This window comes from Actimicrobium sp. GrIS 1.19 (assembly GCF_035984655.1).
GTDB lineage: Bacteria > Pseudomonadota > Gammaproteobacteria > Burkholderiales > Burkholderiaceae_D > Actimicrobium.
The window spans coordinates 264,945-281,390 of record NZ_JAXCHT010000002.1; the positions used below are offsets into that span (position 1 = coordinate 264,945).

At 61.7% G+C, this 16,446-nt stretch carries 17 protein-coding genes; 10 read left to right on the forward strand and 7 right to left on the reverse strand.

Going from position 1 to position 16,446, the window contains the following annotated elements; all coding sequences use genetic code 11:
* Positions 1–24 precede the first annotated feature (24 nt).
* The 5 genes from phbB to RCH09_RS02880 all read left to right on the forward strand — a co-directional run bounded on the left by phbB (position 25) and on the right by RCH09_RS02880 (position 4,942).
* A complete protein-coding gene (gene phbB, locus RCH09_RS02860; RefSeq protein WP_326939523.1) occupies positions 25–765 on the forward strand; it encodes an acetoacetyl-CoA reductase in 741 nt (246 codons plus the stop codon).
* 174 nt (positions 766–939) lie between these two features.
* Positions 940–1,500, forward strand: coding sequence for a polyhydroxyalkanoate synthesis repressor PhaR (phaR, locus tag RCH09_RS02865; protein WP_326939524.1), 561 nt, complete (start codon positions 940–942; stop codon positions 1,498–1,500).
* 81 nt (positions 1,501–1,581) lie between these two features.
* A complete protein-coding gene (gene rimO, locus RCH09_RS02870) occupies positions 1,582–2,946 on the forward strand; it encodes a 30S ribosomal protein S12 methylthiotransferase RimO (protein ID WP_326939525.1) in 1,365 nt (454 codons plus the stop codon).
* A 21-nt stretch (positions 2,947–2,967) separates the two neighbouring features.
* On the forward strand, positions 2,968–4,149 hold the full coding sequence (locus RCH09_RS02875; protein ID WP_326939526.1) for a cystathionine beta-lyase: 1,182 nt from the start codon (positions 2,968–2,970) through the stop codon (positions 4,147–4,149).
* 52 nt (positions 4,150–4,201) lie between these two features.
* The gene (locus tag RCH09_RS02880; RefSeq protein WP_326939527.1) at positions 4,202–4,942 is read left to right on the forward strand and encodes a GNAT family N-acetyltransferase; all 741 of its coding nucleotides are present in this window, start codon (positions 4,202–4,204) and stop codon (positions 4,940–4,942) included.
* Positions 4,943–5,045: 103 nt separating this feature from the next.
* Here the strand turns inward: RCH09_RS02880 and RCH09_RS02885 are convergent, their stop codons facing one another.
* The 4 genes from RCH09_RS02885 to RCH09_RS02900 all read right to left on the reverse strand — a co-directional run bounded on the left by RCH09_RS02885 (position 5,046) and on the right by RCH09_RS02900 (position 7,759).
* Complete coding sequence (locus tag RCH09_RS02885) at positions 5,046–6,164, reverse strand: cytochrome-c peroxidase (protein WP_326939528.1); 1,119 nt, start codon at positions 6,162–6,164, stop codon at positions 5,046–5,048.
* Between the two features lie 152 nt (positions 6,165–6,316).
* On the reverse strand, positions 6,317–6,757 hold the full coding sequence (locus RCH09_RS02890) for a FixH family protein (RefSeq protein WP_326939529.1): 441 nt from the start codon (positions 6,755–6,757) through the stop codon (positions 6,317–6,319).
* Between the two features lie 136 nt (positions 6,758–6,893).
* Entirely contained in the window at positions 6,894–7,553 is a 660-nt protein-coding gene (locus tag RCH09_RS02895; protein ID WP_326939530.1) for a DJ-1/PfpI family protein, read from the reverse strand.
* A 62-nt stretch (positions 7,554–7,615) separates the two neighbouring features.
* The gene (locus RCH09_RS02900; RefSeq protein WP_326939531.1) at positions 7,616–7,759 is read right to left on the reverse strand and encodes a hypothetical protein; all 144 of its coding nucleotides are present in this window, start codon (positions 7,757–7,759) and stop codon (positions 7,616–7,618) included.
* A gap of 215 nt (positions 7,760–7,974) precedes the next feature.
* On the opposite strand from RCH09_RS02900, the gene RCH09_RS02905 reads away from it, so the two are divergent.
* The gene (locus RCH09_RS02905; RefSeq protein WP_326939532.1) at positions 7,975–9,153 is read left to right on the forward strand and encodes a tetratricopeptide repeat protein; all 1,179 of its coding nucleotides are present in this window, start codon (positions 7,975–7,977) and stop codon (positions 9,151–9,153) included.
* A 215-nt stretch (positions 9,154–9,368) separates the two neighbouring features.
* Positions 9,369–9,809, forward strand: a complete 441-nt coding sequence (locus tag RCH09_RS02910) for a hypothetical protein (protein ID WP_326939533.1) — start codon at positions 9,369–9,371, stop codon at positions 9,807–9,809.
* 22 nt (positions 9,810–9,831) lie between these two features.
* Here the strand turns inward: RCH09_RS02910 and RCH09_RS02915 are convergent, their stop codons facing one another.
* From RCH09_RS02915 to mfd, 3 genes are read right to left on the reverse strand one after another with little or no spacing between them, the layout of a single operon-like run.
* Positions 9,832–10,707 carry a putative bifunctional diguanylate cyclase/phosphodiesterase gene (locus RCH09_RS02915; protein WP_326939534.1) on the reverse strand — a complete coding sequence of 292 codons (876 nt, stop codon included), beginning with the start codon at positions 10,705–10,707 and terminating at the stop codon, positions 9,832–9,834.
* A 10-nt stretch (positions 10,708–10,717) separates the two neighbouring features.
* Positions 10,718–11,563, reverse strand: coding sequence for a phosphoserine phosphatase SerB (serB, locus tag RCH09_RS02920; RefSeq protein ID WP_326939535.1), 846 nt, complete (start codon positions 11,561–11,563; stop codon positions 10,718–10,720).
* Positions 11,564–11,587: 24 nt separating this feature from the next.
* Complete coding sequence (mfd, locus tag RCH09_RS02925) at positions 11,588–15,034, reverse strand: transcription-repair coupling factor (protein WP_326939536.1); 3,447 nt, start codon at positions 15,032–15,034, stop codon at positions 11,588–11,590.
* Between mfd and RCH09_RS02930 the strand changes: the two genes are divergently transcribed.
* From RCH09_RS02930 to ispF, 3 genes are read left to right on the forward strand one after another with little or no spacing between them, the layout of a single operon-like run.
* Positions 15,015–15,227 (forward strand): hypothetical protein, encoded by a 213-nt coding sequence (locus RCH09_RS02930; RefSeq protein WP_326939537.1) that lies wholly within the window; start codon positions 15,015–15,017, stop codon positions 15,225–15,227. The genes mfd and RCH09_RS02930 overlap by 20 nt on opposite strands.
* The gene (ispD, locus tag RCH09_RS02935; RefSeq protein ID WP_326939538.1) at positions 15,224–15,919 is read left to right on the forward strand and encodes a 2-C-methyl-D-erythritol 4-phosphate cytidylyltransferase; all 696 of its coding nucleotides are present in this window, start codon (positions 15,224–15,226) and stop codon (positions 15,917–15,919) included. Before RCH09_RS02930 ends, ispD begins: the two co-directional genes overlap by 4 nt.
* The gene (ispF, locus tag RCH09_RS02940) at positions 15,916–16,407 is read left to right on the forward strand and encodes a 2-C-methyl-D-erythritol 2,4-cyclodiphosphate synthase (protein WP_326939539.1); all 492 of its coding nucleotides are present in this window, start codon (positions 15,916–15,918) and stop codon (positions 16,405–16,407) included. Before ispD ends, ispF begins: the two co-directional genes overlap by 4 nt.
* The last annotated feature ends 39 nt before the right edge of the window (positions 16,408–16,446 follow it).

The window sequence follows — 16,446 nt, forward strand, 5'->3', positions numbered from 1 at the left end:
CGGTCGGCAACCAAGGAGACAGCAATGAAACAGCATATTGCATACGTCACAGGGGGCATGGGAGGAATCGGCACCGCGATCTGCAAGCGGTTGTGCCGGGAAGGCCATCTGGTCATCGCCGGTTGCGGGCCAGGTTCCGCGCGCAAGGACAAGTGGATGGCGGACATGCGGGCGCAGGGGTTTGCGATCCAATGTTCCGAAGGCAACGTGGGTGACTGGGACTCGACCACGCAGGCGTTCGACAAGGTCAAGGCAGAAATCGGCCAGGTCGACATCCTCGTGAACAACGCCGGCATCACGCGTGACGGTCAGTTTCGCAAAATGCAAAAAGCCGACTGGGATGCCGTCATCCAGACCAATTTGAATTCGCTGTTCAATGTCACCAAGCAGGTGATTGATGGCATGGTCGACAATGGCTGGGGCCGGATCATCAATATCTCGTCCGTGAATGGCCAGAAGGGCCAGTTCGGGCAAACCAACTACTCGACCGCAAAGGCCGGATTGCACGGCTTTACGATGGCGCTGGCGCAGGAAGTCGCGACCAAGGGCGTCACTGTCAATACCGTGTCGCCAGGGTATATCGGAACCGAAATGGTGCGCGCAATTCGCGCCGACGTCCTCGAGAAGATTGTCGCCGGCATCCCGGTCAAGCGCCTGGGCGAACCCGAGGAGATCGCGTCGATCGTTGCGTGGATCGCGTCCGACGAAGGCGGCTATGCGACCGGGTCCGATTTTTCGCTCAATGGCGGGCTGCACATGGGCTGATTTCCTGCATGGCGAAACGGGATTTCATGGAAGTGTGAAACCTTTCGGAATTGCCGAAATGGGCGATTTCTGGCCCTATAATGCCGAAGCGCAAAACGCAGCACAACGCGAAACACGATTCAGTTCGATGACGATTAACGATGATGCGCTCCGGCGCCCACAGTAGGAATTGCAATGACCAGTGTGAAAAAAATTTCCGAGCGCTTGATCAAGAAATATCCGAACCGCCGTTTGTATGACACGCAAACCAGCTCGTACATCACGCTGGTCGATGTCAAGCAACTGGTGCTCGACAACGAAGAATTCACTGTCGTTGACGCCAAGAGCAGCGAAGACCTGACCCGCAGCATTCTGTTGCAGATCATTCTGGAGGAGGAATCCAACGGCACGCCGATGTTCTCCAGCGGCGCGCTGTCGCAGATCATTCGCTACTATGGCCACGCGATGCAGGGCATGATGGGGTCGTATCTGGAGAAGAACATCCAGGCCTTCATCGATATCCAGAACAAGCTGACCGAAAATTCCAAGGGCCTGTACGAAGGCAAGCCGTTCAGCCCGGAGATGTGGGCGCAGTTCATGAATGTACAGGGCCCGATGATGCAGGGCATGATGGGCAACTATATCGAGCAGAGCAAAACCCTGTTCATGCAGATGCAGGAGCAAATGCAAACCCAGACCAAATCGATGTTCGGCGCATTCCCGTTCAATCCGCTGGACCCGACCGGCAAGAAGTAACACGCTTGCAGGGCGAAGCGGGGGCAGAGGGTACAATGGCGGCTTCGCCGTTGTGCTCTTTTTTTTTGCCCCCTCCATTCCATGTCCAGTCCATCAGTTGCTACCCCCAAAGTCGGTTTTGTCTCGCTCGGTTGCCCCAAGGCGCTGGTCGACTCCGAACAGATCCTCACCCAGTTGCGCGCCGAAGGTTACGAGACCGCCAAGTCGTATGACGGCGCCGACCTGGTCATCGTCAACACCTGCGGCTTTATCGACGCCGCCGTGCAGGAATCGCTCGATGCCATTGGCGAGGCGCTGCATGAAAACGGCAAGGTCATCGTGACCGGCTGCCTCGGCGCCAAAAAAGACGCGCAGGGCGAGGACATCATCCTCAAGGTGCATCCCAAGGTATTGGCCGTGACCGGCCCGCATGCGCTGGCCGAAGTCATGGATGCCGTGCATATTCACCTGCCCAAGCCACACGCCCCATTTTTCGACCTGGTGCCGGCGCAGGGCGTCAAGCTCACGCCGAAGCACTTCGCGTATCTGAAGATCTCCGAAGGCTGCAACCACCGCTGCAGTTTTTGCATCATCCCGTCGATGCGTGGCGACCTGGTGTCACGGCCGATTGCCGATGTCATGCTGGAAGCCGAGAACCTGTTCAAGGCAGGTGTGCGCGAACTGCTGGTGATCTCGCAAGACACCAGCGCGTATGGGGTGGATGTCAAATTCCGCATGGGATTCTGGAACGGGCGGCCGGTCAAGACCCACATGACGCAACTGGTCGAAGCCCTCGGCGAACTTGCCAAGAGCCATGGCGCCTGGGTGCGACTGCATTATGTCTACCCGTATCCGCATGTCGACGCCATCATCCCGCTGATGAACCAGGGCCATGTGCTGCCGTATCTGGACGTGCCGCTGCAGCATGCGCACCCTGACGTACTCAAGCGCATGAAACGTCCCGCCAATGGCGAAAAAAATATCGAACGCATCCAGGCCTGGCGTGCCATGTGCCCGGACATCACGATCCGCTCGACCTTCATCGCCGGCTTCCCGGGCGAGACCGAGGCCGAATTCGAGTACCTGCTCGACTTCTTGAAAGAAGCCGAGATCGACCGGCTGGGCTGCTTCGCCTATTCGCCCGTCGAGGGCGCGACCGCCAACGCGCTCGACAATCCGGTGCCGGAAGCCTTGCGTGAAGAACGCCGCGGCCGGGTGATGCAATTGCAGGAAGGTATTTCGGCCAAGCGCCTCAAGGCCAAGGTCGGCAAGACCATCCGTGTGCTCATCGACAGCATGGACCGCAGTGGCGGCGTCGGGCGAAGCTCGGCCGACGCGCCGGAAATCGATGGCGTGGTGTACGTCAAGCCACCATTCGAACCGCACCGCAAACTGCAGGTCGGCGAATTTGTCGATGTCAGGATCACCACCTCCGACGCGCACGACCTGTGGGGCGAGGCGCAATAACCGAACCCTGAAAGTAGCCGCATGACCGTCAAGAAATCGCTGCAAACGCTGCTGGCCCATAGCGACTACGCCGCCCCGGAAGGCTTTGACGCCTTTCCGGTGGCGATCCACCATGCCTCGACAGTCGTGTTCAAGGATGTCGCGGCGATGCGTTCGCGCGCCTGGCTCAGCAAATCCGCCTACACCTACGGCCTGCACGGCACCCCGACCAGCTTCACGCTGGAAGCGCGCCTGGCCGAGATCGAAGGCGCCAGCCACTGCCTGCTGGCCCCGAGCGGGCTGGCGGCGATCGCGCTGGTCAATCTCGGTCTGCTCAACAGCGGCGACGATGTCCTGTTGCCGGACAACGTGTATGGCCCCAATCGCGACATGGCGCAGTGGCTGTCGGAGGGCCACGGCATCAGCGTGCGTTTGTACGATCCCATGATCGGCGCCGGTATCGGCGCGCTGATTCAGCCGAATACGCGCCTGCTGTGGGCCGAGGCGCCCGGCTCGGTGTCGATGGAAGTGCCCGATCTGCCGGCTTTGTGTGCCGCCGCGCATGCACGCAATGTGCTGGTGGCGCTCGATAACACCTGGTCGGCCGGACTGGTGTTGCGCGCCTTCGATCTGGGCGTCGACATCATCATGCAGGCGCTGACCAAGTATCAGTCAGGCGGATCGGATGTGCTGATGGGCGCGTTGCTGACCCGCGATGACAACGTGGCGCGGCAACTGAGCCTGACCCATATGCGCCTGGGCATGGGCGTTGGCATGGACGATGTGTACATGGTGTTGCGCGGCCTGCCGAGCATGCCGCTGCGGTTTCGTGCGCACGAGCAGGGCGCGCAGATGGTCGCGACCTGGCTCAAGGCGCGTCCCGAAATCAGCAAGGTGCTGCATCCCGCCTTTGAAGATTGTCCCGGTCACGCCTTCTGGAAGCGCGATTTCACCGGTGCGGCGGGATTGTTTTCGGTCATCTTCGATGCCCGCTTTTCGCAGGCGCAGGTCGACCTCTTCGTCGACAGCCTGACGCTGTTCAAGATCGGCTTTAGCTGGGGTGGCAGCAACAGCCTGTGCGTGCCGTACCAAATGAGCGGCATGCGCGCGAACTGGACCGAGGCCGGACTGTTGGTGCGATTTAATATCGGACTGGAAGACCCGCACGACCTGATCGCCGACATCGCGCAGGCGATGGCGCGGGGCGGGATCGTGGCCGGCTGAGCGGGACGCGTTCCGGCGTGCGGGCGGCATCGTCGTTGCACAGGAGGTTGCAGTGAATACACCCGACAACCAGGACGGCGCTGTGTCGGTGCCGGCGCCCGACGCGCCACACCCGCTTGACCGGGTGGTGTGGAACGCACTCACGACGCGCCATCGCAGCCTGGCCGAGGGCGGCGGTCGCGCACTACGCTACCCGCCGGAGGTTGCGTCATTTGGTGCGCTCAGGGACAACGCGCCCGCGAGTTTCCAGGCGCTGGCCGATCTGGTGCCGGCGGGACAGCAGGTCGCGCTGCTCAGCGTCGAGGCGCTGCCAGTGGCGCCCGGTTTCGAGCTGGCCCGCAACGGCATCCTGGCACAGCTGGTCATGACCGCGCCGCGCGACGTGCCGGTCAACCGGACCCCGGCAGTCACGCTCGGTGCTGCGGACGTAGCGCAGATGATGGAACTGGTCGCATTGACCCAACCCGGACCCTTCAGCGCAGCGACGCATACGCTCGGACGATATCGCGGCATCCGTATCGACGGACAACTGGTGGCGATGTCAGGTGAACGACTTTGCCTGGATGGCTTCACCGAAGTCAGTGCGGTCTGCGTCCATCCCGCCCATCAGGGCCGCGGTCATGCCGCACAGCTGGTGCAGGACATCTCGACCGCGATCCTCGCACGCGGCGAGACCCCGTTCCTGCACTCCTTCAATGACAACCACGCGGCACTCGGCGTGTACCGCAAGCTCGGCTTCACGGTACGGAAAAGCATGTGCCTGACGGTTCTTCAGCGCGTTCAGCCGATGTGACTTTTGCGGCCGGCGCCCGGGCCGGCCAGCGCACGGCAGCATCCTCGCTGGCGTCGATTCCGGCACGTCGTTCAAACCTCCGCAAAGCATCGGTGTGCGCGTTTTACTTCACACCACTTTCCACGATTTGTCCGGACAGCGTTGCAAGAAACGCTGCCAAATCGCGGATTTCTGTCTCGGACAGGTTCATTGGCTGACGCTCCGAGTGTCCAAGCACCGCAGCAGGCGCCTTGACATAGTGTCGAACCACGTCCGTGAGCGAGGCTAACTGTCCCGCGTGCATGTAGGGCGATCTCAGCGCCACGTTGCGCAGAGCCGGGGTCTTGAAGGCGCCAGCGAGATGCGGATCATCGGTCGCCATGAAGCGGAGTTCCTGGCAGTGTTCGGGCTTTGCATCGCTATAGCGTCCAAGACAGTTAAATTCGTCTTGCAGCACCTTGGCAGTCGCGCCACCTCGTCCGATATCCGGCTGTTCAGGGTTCCGCGACGGGACGCCAGTATTATGAAAATGCTGGTCCGTCAGCAAGGGGCCGTTATGACAGGTGATGCACTCGCCTCGTCCAATAAAAATGCGCAGGCCATTTTTTTCCTGGGGATTGAGAATCTGCAACGCGGCAATGTCACCGCTTTGCACGCCGTCGATATAACGGTCCAGACGGGCCGCGCCGTACTGCAATGTCTTCTGGTACGCCGCAAGTGCTTTCCCCATATTGGCAAATATGCGGGATACGTTGTCCTGCGTCTTGGGGACGATCGCATTCCACGCCATTTTTTCGGCGCGGGACCCGAGCGGGCTGGCATCCCGGGGCAGGTCTGCGAGCTCGGGCAGCTTGCCAAATGAGGCCTCGTAGTCGCGTCGATAGTGGGTCGCCATCAGATGCGCATACTGGAGGCGATTGCCGCCATGTTCGGCGGCATCTTCAAGCGGCCCGAGTGCCTGCGACCAGACGCTGTCCTTGCGACCATCCCAGAAGAGCCACGGACTGTGACCTGCGGCAACCACGGGCATGGTTCGGCGCGCGCTGGTGCCAACCCCGGTGCCGACGGGCCGTCCGTCCTGAAATTGCTTGTCCGGATCATGGCAGCTGGCACAGGATACCGCCTGGTTGCTGCTGAAACGACGATCGAAAAACAGCTTTTTGCCAAGTGCCGCCGCTGCAGGCGTGTTTTCGACCAGATTGGACGGATCGTTCGGCGCCGGCGGCAGTTGGGCAATGTGCAATGAGGCCAGAACACGCCGTTCATTTTTGCTCCAGCTATCATCGCCGCGCCAGGGCGAAACCGGTGCGCCGTCCGGTGAGAGAGGCGCAGCCGACAGGTGATCGGTCAGGAATACGCTGCCAAGTGCAAGCAGGGCAAAGGCACATGTCGCTCTCATTTGTTCGCCGGCGCCGGGACTGGAATGACGGTATTGAAAGTGACCTTGTCATCGCCATTGATCGCGTGAATGTTGAGCTTGATTTCCCACCAGCCCGGCATGCTGAATTTCATTCCCTCCAACAGATAACGCCCGTCTCCCAGTTCGCGTGTGACGCGGGGGCTGGTCGGAAAGCCGTGCCCATGTTGTGGCATGCCGCCGCCAATGTCGATCTGCGCATGCGTAATCGGCGCGCCTGCAGGGGTGCTTAATCTGATCTCCCACGCATGCATCTGATTGATGCGGATCGGTTCGGCGAGTGGGTGCAGTTCAACCATGTAGCGTTGTTGTGCCGTGGCCCGCCGCAAGGCAACGTCCAGGTCTTGCGGCGGCGTCATGCATGCCGACAGGGCCAACAACAACCCGGGGAGTGCCAGTGCGTACAATTTCTTGAGCATGTTGATTTCTCGATTTAAGGTAACAGGGATCAAAGGAAGTCAGGCCGTCGGCATCAGGCCGCGTCGGCAGCGCTTCAGGCGCGCTGCCGCTGCGTTACCGTGCGTCACAGCAGGCGGCTGTAAAACCGCACCGGGTTTAGCTCAACGCTGGCAGTGACGGTCGCCCGATGCGCGTATCGGGGGCGCGGCTGACAATATGGTGACCGTCGGCCACCTGGTGGAGCCAGTCATATTCCATGTAGGTGGCGGTTTCCCGCGCCGCATCGAGGCCATGCTGTTTTGCGACCAGATACAGGGAGGCATCGATGCCCATTGAAATGCCTGCCGAGGTGATGATCTTGCCGTTGTCGACGACGCGTGCGTCCGGCCACACGGTGCAAGTCGGCTCATCCAGGGTCAATTCGCCGAGCGCGCCGCGATGGGTGGTTGCCTGAAGTCCTTGCAGCAAGCCGGCCTTCGCCAGAATCAAGGCGCCCGAACAGACCGATAGAACGCATTGCGCGGCCTGCGCCCGCTGCCTGACGAACTCCAGTACCGGAAGGCAGAGCTTCTGGCGTCGGGCGCCAAAGCCACCTGGAATGACCAGGATGTCGGCATGCGGCATGGTGTCGAAGGTGTAATGCGGATTCACACTGAGCGCGTTGCGGGCCATGACCGGACCGGCAAATTGCGCTACCGTAAAGACCTCATACAAACGCTGGTTGCCCCGGCCTCCGGCAACGCCGAATACTTCGAAGGGGCCTGCGAAATCAAGCACCTCGACATTGTCAAAAATTAAAACGGCGACTGTTCTCATGGTTTCTTTCTTGAACAACTTGTTCATCAATGTTTTTCGTGCCCGCATCACGTCAGGTGCTGTCAGTTCGCCGCCGCAGCGCAGCCGGCGCCGCAGATTCCGGCAGACAGCTCGGCGGCCGACATCGGGAGCAGGCAAGTGATGGCGATGGCCGCCAGAATGGCGATGACACAGGTACCCAGATAACTCCGGACGGGATGGCGCACGATCAGATCCTTCGAAACGACAATTCCTGAAGCAGAAGCCTGAATTATCCGAAAACGCGACGCCGGTAAATGGCCATTAAACGTGCATTTACTGCCAGTTCCGGTCGTCGATCGTTGCTACAAGGTGCGACCCGAAAATCGGCCGTCGGCGTGGCAACCCTTTGACTTGCGCTGTCACCGGGCCGATACTGCAGACGCGGCCCCGGAGGTGTGTGATGAAAACATGGTTGATTCTGCTGTCTTTCCTGCTACTGGCTGGTTGCGCTGCGCCGACGCCACGCGGCTTGCCGCCGCTTTCGCAATTGTTCCGGGATGCCGAATTCGGCGCGCCGACGGAACGCATCAGCGCCGACGATGTGTTCACGCTCAGTCCGGCCATGCTGGACTATGCCCATAGCAACGCGTTGGCCCGGCAAATGCGCACGCGCGGCCTGGAGCAAGGCCTGCTCGAGGCGCTCTACAAAAAAGGCGAACTCAAGCTCGACTACGACGCCACCATGACGCGCACCGCCGCCCAGGCCTTCGACGCGCGCTCCGGCAACTGCCTGTCGCTGGTCATCATGACGGCGGCGTTTGCCAAGGAGTTCGGCATTGATGTCGAATACCACACGGTGCTGGTCGATCCATCCTGGAGCCGGGAGGGCGCCTTCTATTTCGCCAGCTCGCACGTCAATCTGAGCCTCAAGGTTGGCAAGGCCGATCGCCTGCGCGGCATTAGCGCGACCGGACAAAGCCTGACGGTTGACTTTCTTGGTGGCAGCGATCTCGACCATTTCCAATCCCTGTCCCTTGATGAAGACAGCATCGTTGCGATGTTCATGAACAATCGTGCCGCCGAGACGCTGGCGCAGGACCGGCTCGCCGATGCCTACTGGTGGGCGCGCGCCGCCATCGAGCGCAACCCGTCGCTGGTCATCGCGTACAACACGTTGGGAGTGATCTACCAGCGCCACGGCAATGCCGCACAGGCAGAGCGGGTGTTCAACACCGCGCTGGTGCGCGAGCCGGAAAACACTACCTTGCTGCAGAATCTGGTGCCAGTGCTGGCGGCGCTCGGCAAGCCCGAGGAATCGCTCGCGTTGGCCGCGCGCATGCGCAGCATCGAGCCGAATCCGCCGTTCTATTTTTTCAATCTGGGCCGCAACGCGCTTGAACGCGGTGATCTCAAGGCCGCCAAGGCGCTGTTTGCGCGCGAAGTGAAACGGGCGCCGTATTATCACGAATTCCATTTCTGGCTGGCGGTGACCAATTGGCGACTTGGCGAGGCCGAGGCGGCGCGGGACGAGTTGCGTCTGGCGGCAGAAACCAGCACCACGCGCGACAACAGCCGCCGTTATTCTGCCAAGCTGGCGCATCTGCGCGGCTTGAAACCGGTGCCGTCCGAGACCTACTGACCGGGTCGTTCCCCATCGTCGTCGTCAAGTCCAGATCAGATTGGCGGCGAATGCCGGGCAATCTGTCTGAACTGACGCGTCTTCGCCGCACGCTCTGCAAAAAAAGGGTGACCGACGTGATGCGGTCGAGCCCGGCTGCTACGCTGCTGGGCAGCACGACGGCACCGACGCGGTCGCTGCGTGCCCACTTCCCCATTTACTTTTGGAGTTTGCCCATGAAGTTGTCGTTTCCGCTCGTCCTGATCACCGCCGCCGTGCTGTCTGCCTGCGCATCACAAAAAGCCAACGATGCGCCGGCGCCACAACCTGCTGCAACCAGCGCCACGTCGGGCGCCCCGGTAGCCAAGGTCAAGGAAGGCTCGGCCGAAGGCGAAATCATCGGCACCATCCGGCCAGGCAGCAAGTTCGCCAAACTGAGAATCGGCATGGATGTACAGAAGGTGCAGTCGCTGATCAAGATTCCCGACGAAATGCACCGCTACGAATCCGGCAAGCGCTGGATTCCGTTTTATTTTGGTGATGACGCGCAGCGGGTGCAGACCTACTACGAAGGCGAGGGATGCCTGACCTACACCGGTGGTGGTGTATTCGGCGGCACCGGCGGCCAGTTGATCAAGATTGAAGTCGACACGACCAGCGGCTGTTTGCACCAATAACCGGAAACCGCGCCAGCGCGTCTTACCGTGCCAGGTTCTTCTTGACCAGCCTGGCAAACGCCGCCGCTTCCAGCGGCTGGCTGCAGAAGAATCCCTGCATGTCATCACAACGCCGTCGCTGCAGGAACGCGACCTGTTCGGCGGTTTCGACACCTTCCGCGACCGCCCGCACATTCAACTTGCGCGCGGTATCGAGGATCGCCTCGGTCATCGACGTGTCGGCCAGATCGCCCGGCACGTTTTGAATCGCGCTGCGATCAATCTTGACGATGTCGATCGGGAATTCCTGCAGGTGCGACAGCGATGAATAGCCAATGCCGAAGTTATCCAGCGCGATGCGGATGCCGGTCTTTTTCAGCGCCGCCAGGATCACCAGCGTCTTCGGCGGATCGTAGGACATGATGCTTTCCGTGATTTCAAGTTCCAGCCGATGTGGTTCCATGTCGACGTCATACAGCAGTCGTGCGGCGCTCGCGCTCAGGCGCGGATCGTTGAACTGGCGGGCGCTCAGATTGACCGCCATGCGCAATGGCGGCAGGCCCATCCGCTCCCACAGCATGTTCTGGCTGCAGGCATGTTGCAGCACCCAGCGTGACAACGGCAGGATGACGCCGGTGTCTTCGGCGTAGGGAATGAATTGCGCCGGCTGCAGCAGACCGAGTTCAGGATGCTGCCAGCGCAGCAGCGCCTCGCCGCCGGTAATGCGGCCGGTGCGGGTTTCGAATTTGGGCTGATACATCAGGCGCAGTTCGTCACCGACGATGGCCCGTCCAAGGCTCGCTTCGAGCGCCTGCATTTCGCTGGTCTTGAACGGGCTGTCATCACTGTCGATGGCCGCGGGCTTGCGCGTTCGAAAACGGTTCAGGCTGGAAAAAAAGCGATGGTAGGGCGGTCGCATCGGCGCGCTTTCAGGAGGCGAACAACGGCAGAATGCCGTCGAGTCCGACGAAGTTCAACGCCACGGTGGCTTGCGCGCGCACCACCGGCTTGGCGCGAAAAGCCACCGACATTCCGGCAATCCCCATCATCGCCAGATCATTGGCGCCATCACCCATCACGATGGCCGCCGCTGGCGCGACGCCGAGTTCCGCGCAGGCGCGTTCGACCGCGCGCTTTTTTTCGTCTGCATTGACGATCGTGCCGAGCACGCGTCCGGTGAGTTTGCCGTCGATGATTTCGAGCGTGTTGGCATGCGCGTCATCCAGCCCCAGCCGGGCCTTGATGCGCTCGGTAAAGAACGTGAAGCCGCCCGACACCAGCAGCGTCTTCAGTCCAGCTGCCCGGACTGCTGCCAGCATCGATTCCGCACCGGGCGACAGCCTGACACGCGCGTCATAGACGCGCTGCAGCGCCCCGGCATCAAGTCCCTTGAGCAGCGCCACCCGTCGCGTCAGGCTCTCGTTGAATTCAATCTCGCCGCGCATTGCAGCCTCGGTGATCGCGGCGACCTGCGGTTTCAAGCCCTGCATGTCGGCGATCTCGTCGATGCACTCGATCGTGATCAGGGTGGAGTCCATGTCCATCGCCAGCAGCTTGAAATCAGACAGGTGCTGGCCCGGCAACACGAACGCGCAATCGAGTTGCGCCGCGAGGCAGGCCTGCTCGACCGCAGCCCGGATCGCGACCGAATCATGCACGTCTTCGCAGCGAAATGCGTGTGCAGACAGCGGCGCGATGCGCTGCGCGTCGGCCAGTTCGGCGATCGGTGCGACGGTCTGGAAATCGGTGGACAAGCCTTGCAGGATCAGATGCATGATGTGAATTCTTGTTGAAAAAGGTCAGCCGGTCAGTGCGCGAATGGTCGCCTTGATTTGTGTCACGCGCGCCGCCAGGTCCGGCATGTTTGCGGTGATACGCAATTTATCCTGTCCATTGAGTTTGATGTGACGATTTTTTTGAATCAGCTCGATGATGCGCAACGCGTCAATCGGCGGATTCGGTTCGAACTGCAGCAGGGCCGCCTCGCTGTGGGCGTCGATCTTGACGATGCCGACCGGCTTTGCCGCCACGCGCAGCCGATGCGTTTCGATCAGCGCCCTGGCCGGCTCCGGCAGTTTGCCGAAGCGATCGATCATCTCTTCCTGCAAATCGTCGATGGCCTCGAACTTGCTGCAATTGGCCAGCCGCTTGTACAGCGACAGCCGCTCGTGCACGTCGCCGCAATACTCGGCCGGCAGCAGCGCTGGCACATGCAGGTTGATTTCGGTGGTGGTCGCCAGCGGCGCTGCCAGATCGGGCTCCTTGCCGTTGCGCAGCGAGCGCACCGCTTCGTTGAGCATGTCGGAGTACATCTGGAAACCGATCTCGGTCATCTCGCCGGACTGGTTATCGCCCAGCACTTCACCGGCGCCGCGGATTTCCAGATCGTGCATGGCCAGGTAGAAGCCGCTGCCGAGTTCTTCCATCTGGACGATCGCATCGAGCCGGCGCTGCGCCAGTTTGGTCAGGCCGGAGACGTCATGCACCAGCAGGTAGGCATAGGCCTGATGATGCGAGCGACCGACCCGCCCGCGCAACTGGTGCAGTTGCGCCAGTCCGAATTTGTCGGCCCGATGCATGATGATGGTGTTGGCGGTCGGCACGTCGATGCCGGTCTCGATGATGGTCGTGCACAACAGGATGTTGAAGCGCTGCGCGACGAAATCGCGCATGACTTTTTCCAGTTCGCGTTCGTGCATCTGGCCGTGCGCGACTGCCACCCGGGCTTCCGGCAGCAGCGCTTCCAGCATCGCCTTGCGGTTCTGGATGGTCTCGACTTCATTGTGCAGAAAATACACCTGGCCGCCGCGCTTCAATTCGCGCAGGCAGGCTTCGCGGATCACCGATTCGCCTTCGCTGCGCACGAAGGTCTTGATGGCCAGACGCTTTTGCGGCGCCGTGGCAATGATCGAGAAGTCGCGCAGGCCTTCGAGCGCCATGCCCAGCGTGCGCGGAATCGGCGTGGCCGTCAGCGTCAGCACGTCGACTTCGGCGCGCAGGGCCTTGAGCGCCTCCTTTTGCCGCACGCCGAAGCGGTGTTCCTCGTCGATGATGACCAGCCCCAGACGCGAAAACTTGACGTCGTCGGACAGCAGCTTGTGGGTGCCGATCACGATGTCGAGCGTGCCGTCGGCCATGCCCTTCATCGCCAGCGTGATTTCCTTGCCGGAGCGGAAGCGCGACAGCTCGGCGATCTTTACCGGCCAGTCGGCAAAACGGTCGGCGAAGGTCTGGGCGTGCTGTTCGGCCAGCAACGTGGTCGGGGCAAGGATCGCCACCTGCTTGCCGCCCAGCACGGCAACAAAGGTGGCGCGCAAGGCGACTTCGGTCTTGCCGAAACCGACATCGCCGCAGATCAGCCGGTCCATCGGTTTGCCGCTGGTCATGTCACCGATGACCGCGTTAATCGCGGCGGCCTGGTCGACCGTTTCTTCAAAGCCGAAACTGTCGGCGAAGGCGGCGTAATCATGCGCTGAATATTCGAACGCATGGCCCTGGCGCAGCGCGCGGCGCGCATACAGGTTGAGCAATTCGGCAGCCGTATCGCGTACCTGCTGCGCGGCCCGGCGCTTGGCTTTTTCCCACTGGCCGGAGCCGAGCGAATGCAGCGGCGCGTCGTCCGGCGAGGCGCCCGAGTAGCGCGAGATCACGTGCAGTTGCGACACCGGCACATACAGTTTGGTGTCCTTCGCATATTCCAGATGCAGGAACTCGGTCTCGCCTTCGCCCAGGTCCATGCTGATCAAGCCCATGTAGCGGCCGATGCCATGGTTGCTGTGCACGACCGGGTCGCCGATCTTGAGTTCGGACAGGTCGCGCACCATCGATTCGACCTGGGTCGGCGCTTCCTGCTTCTTGTGGCCAACTCGGCGACCGGACCCTGCATACAGCTCGGTTTCGGTGATGAACACCAGGCCGCCCATGGCCTGGCCGAGTTCAAATCCTGCCTGTAACGGCGCCACGCCCAGCATCAATGGCGCCGAGCCCTGCAGGAAACCGGCGTAGCCCTCGCACGGGGTCAGGTCGAGTTCGTATTCATTGAAGTACTGCAGCAGGGTTTCGCGCCGGCCGTTGCTCTCGGCGCAGATCATCACGCGCGTCCGGCTGCGCGCCAGATAGGCGCGCAGGTTGGCGAGCGGGTCGTCCATGCGGCGATTGACGGCGATGTTGGGTAGTGCCGACGACAGCTCCGACGGCTGGTCGTCGGGCCGCAGCACCCAGCGCGCGAACGGCTTGGCACAGCCGAAAAAGTCTTCGCTGGTCAGGAACAGCTGTTCCGGCGGCAGGATCGGACGTTCGCGGTCGGCCTTGAGAAACTGGTAGCGCGAGCGCGTGTCGTTCCAGAAGCGCGCAATGGCGTCATCGATGTCGCCGCACAGCGCAAACGTGGTGCTCTCGGGCAGATAGTCGAACAGCGTGCGGGTGTCGTCGAAAAACAGCGGCAGATAGTATTCAATGCCGGCGGCGGCGATCCCGTTGCCGATGTCCTTGTAGACCGAGGAGCGCGACGGATCATTTTCGAACACTTCGCGCCAGCGGCTGCGAAACGCCGTGCGGGCCGCTTCATCCATCGGGAATTCGCGTCCCGGCAACAGCCGCACTTCGCGCACCGGATAGAGCGAGCGCTGGGTGTCGGCGTCGAAGGTGCGGATGGTTTCGATGGTGTCGCCGAACAGGTCGAGCCGATACGGCAAGGCCGAGCCCATTGGAAACAGGTCGATCAGGCCACCGCGCACCGAGTATTCGCCGGGTGACATGACCTGGGTGACGTGGGTGTAGCCGGCCAGGGTGAGCTGCGATTTCAGGCGTGTTTCGTCGAGCTTCTCACCCTGCTTGAAAAAGAATGTGTAAGCGGCCAGGAAGGACGGCGGCGCCATTCGCACCAGCGTCGTGGTGGCGGGAACAATCAGGACATCGCATTGACCGTTCTGCATTTCGTGCAGCGTCGCCAGCCGTTCCGAGACCAGATCCTGATGCGGCGAGAAGGCGTCGTACGGCAGGGTCTCCCAGTCCGGCAGCAGATGGCAGCGCAGCGGCTCCGCGCCTTCCTCGGCGAACCAGGGAATCTCGGCCAGCAGGCGCTGTGCGTCGGCGGCATTGGCGACCACGATGGCCAGCATCTTCTGTTGTGCCTTGAGTGCCGCGCCGGCTTGCGCCAGCACGCAGGCGTCGGCGGAGCCATGCAAGGTCGGCAATGCGAACCGTTGGCCCGGTTTTGGAAGCGATTTGAGTAGTTGGAATGCCATTGTTGAGGTGAGTTTGCCACGCGGTTCTGCGCCGGGAAAATGGCGTTCCGGCTTTGAATTGACACTGAAATTTTATGGTGCGATTATAAACGAAGCCGTTCGTTCTGCTGCCGACACCTTTCACCCAAGAGCTTCCATCATCGTTTCCACAATTCGCACCGTTGTCTTTCGCCGCCTGACCGCCGCAGCATGAGCGCCGTCCGTTGTTTTGCACTGATTCCCGCCGCCGGCGTCGGCGCCCGGATGGGCAGCGACGTTCCGAAGCAGTACATGGCGCTGGGGGCGCGACCAATGCTGCGTCATGTGCTCGATACCTTTGCCGGCGCCGCGATGATTGCGCATGTGTTCCTCGTCGTCAGTAATGACGATGCATTCATTGCGCCGTTGCTGGACGACGCCGCCAATCTGCGCGAGCGGGTCACGTTGTTGCGTTGCGGTGGCGCGACCCGGCAGGCGTCGGTGTTGAACGGATTGGACGCCGTGCGCGATCGGGTCGATGCGCACGACTGGATGCTGGTCCACGACGCGGCACGGCCCGGGCTGACGATCGATCTGATTGCCCGGCTGGTGGCGGCGGTCGGAGACGATGATGTCGGCGGCTTGTTGGCGCTGCCGGTGGCCGATACCCTCAAGCGCGGCGCTGGCGGACGCAGCGTCAGTACCGTCGATCGGGTCGCCCTCTGGGCTGCACAGACACCGCAGATGTTCCGCCACGCCTTGCTGACCAAAGCGCTGCGCAGCGCGACTGGTGCCACCGACGAGGCCAGCGCCGTCGAAGCGCTCGGACTGCAGCCGCTGCTGGTCGAGGGCAGCATGCGCAATTTCAAGGTAACGCTGCCCGACGATGCCACACTGGCCACGTCGATGTTGAAAGGAACGCCATGAACCATCCACCACCGTTTCGTATCGGCCAGGGCTATGACTGCCATGCCCTGGTTGCCGGCCGCAAGCTGATCATCGGCGGCGTGCTGATTCCGCATGTCACCGGGCTGCTTGGCCATTCGGATGCCGACGTGCTGCTGCACGCGATCACCGATGCCCTGATCGGCGCGGCCGCATTGGGCGATATCGGCAAGCATTTTCCCGATACCGACCAACGGTTCGCCGGCGCTAACTCGATGGAATTGCTGCGCGAGATCGCGCTGCGCGTGCATAAATCCGGGTACGCGGTGGGTAACGTCGATGCAACGATCATTGCGCAGGCGCCCAAGATGGCGCCGCACATCGGTCAGATGGTCGCCAATATCGCCGATGCGATCGGCGTGCCGATCGGCCGCGTCAACGTCAAGGCCAAGACCAACGAACGGCTTGGCTATCTGGGCAGGGAAGAGGGAATGGCGGCGGAAGCCGTGGTGCTGATTTATCACATCTGAAGCGAATTGCCGAAACCGGTGCGGCGACCGGTTTCGGCA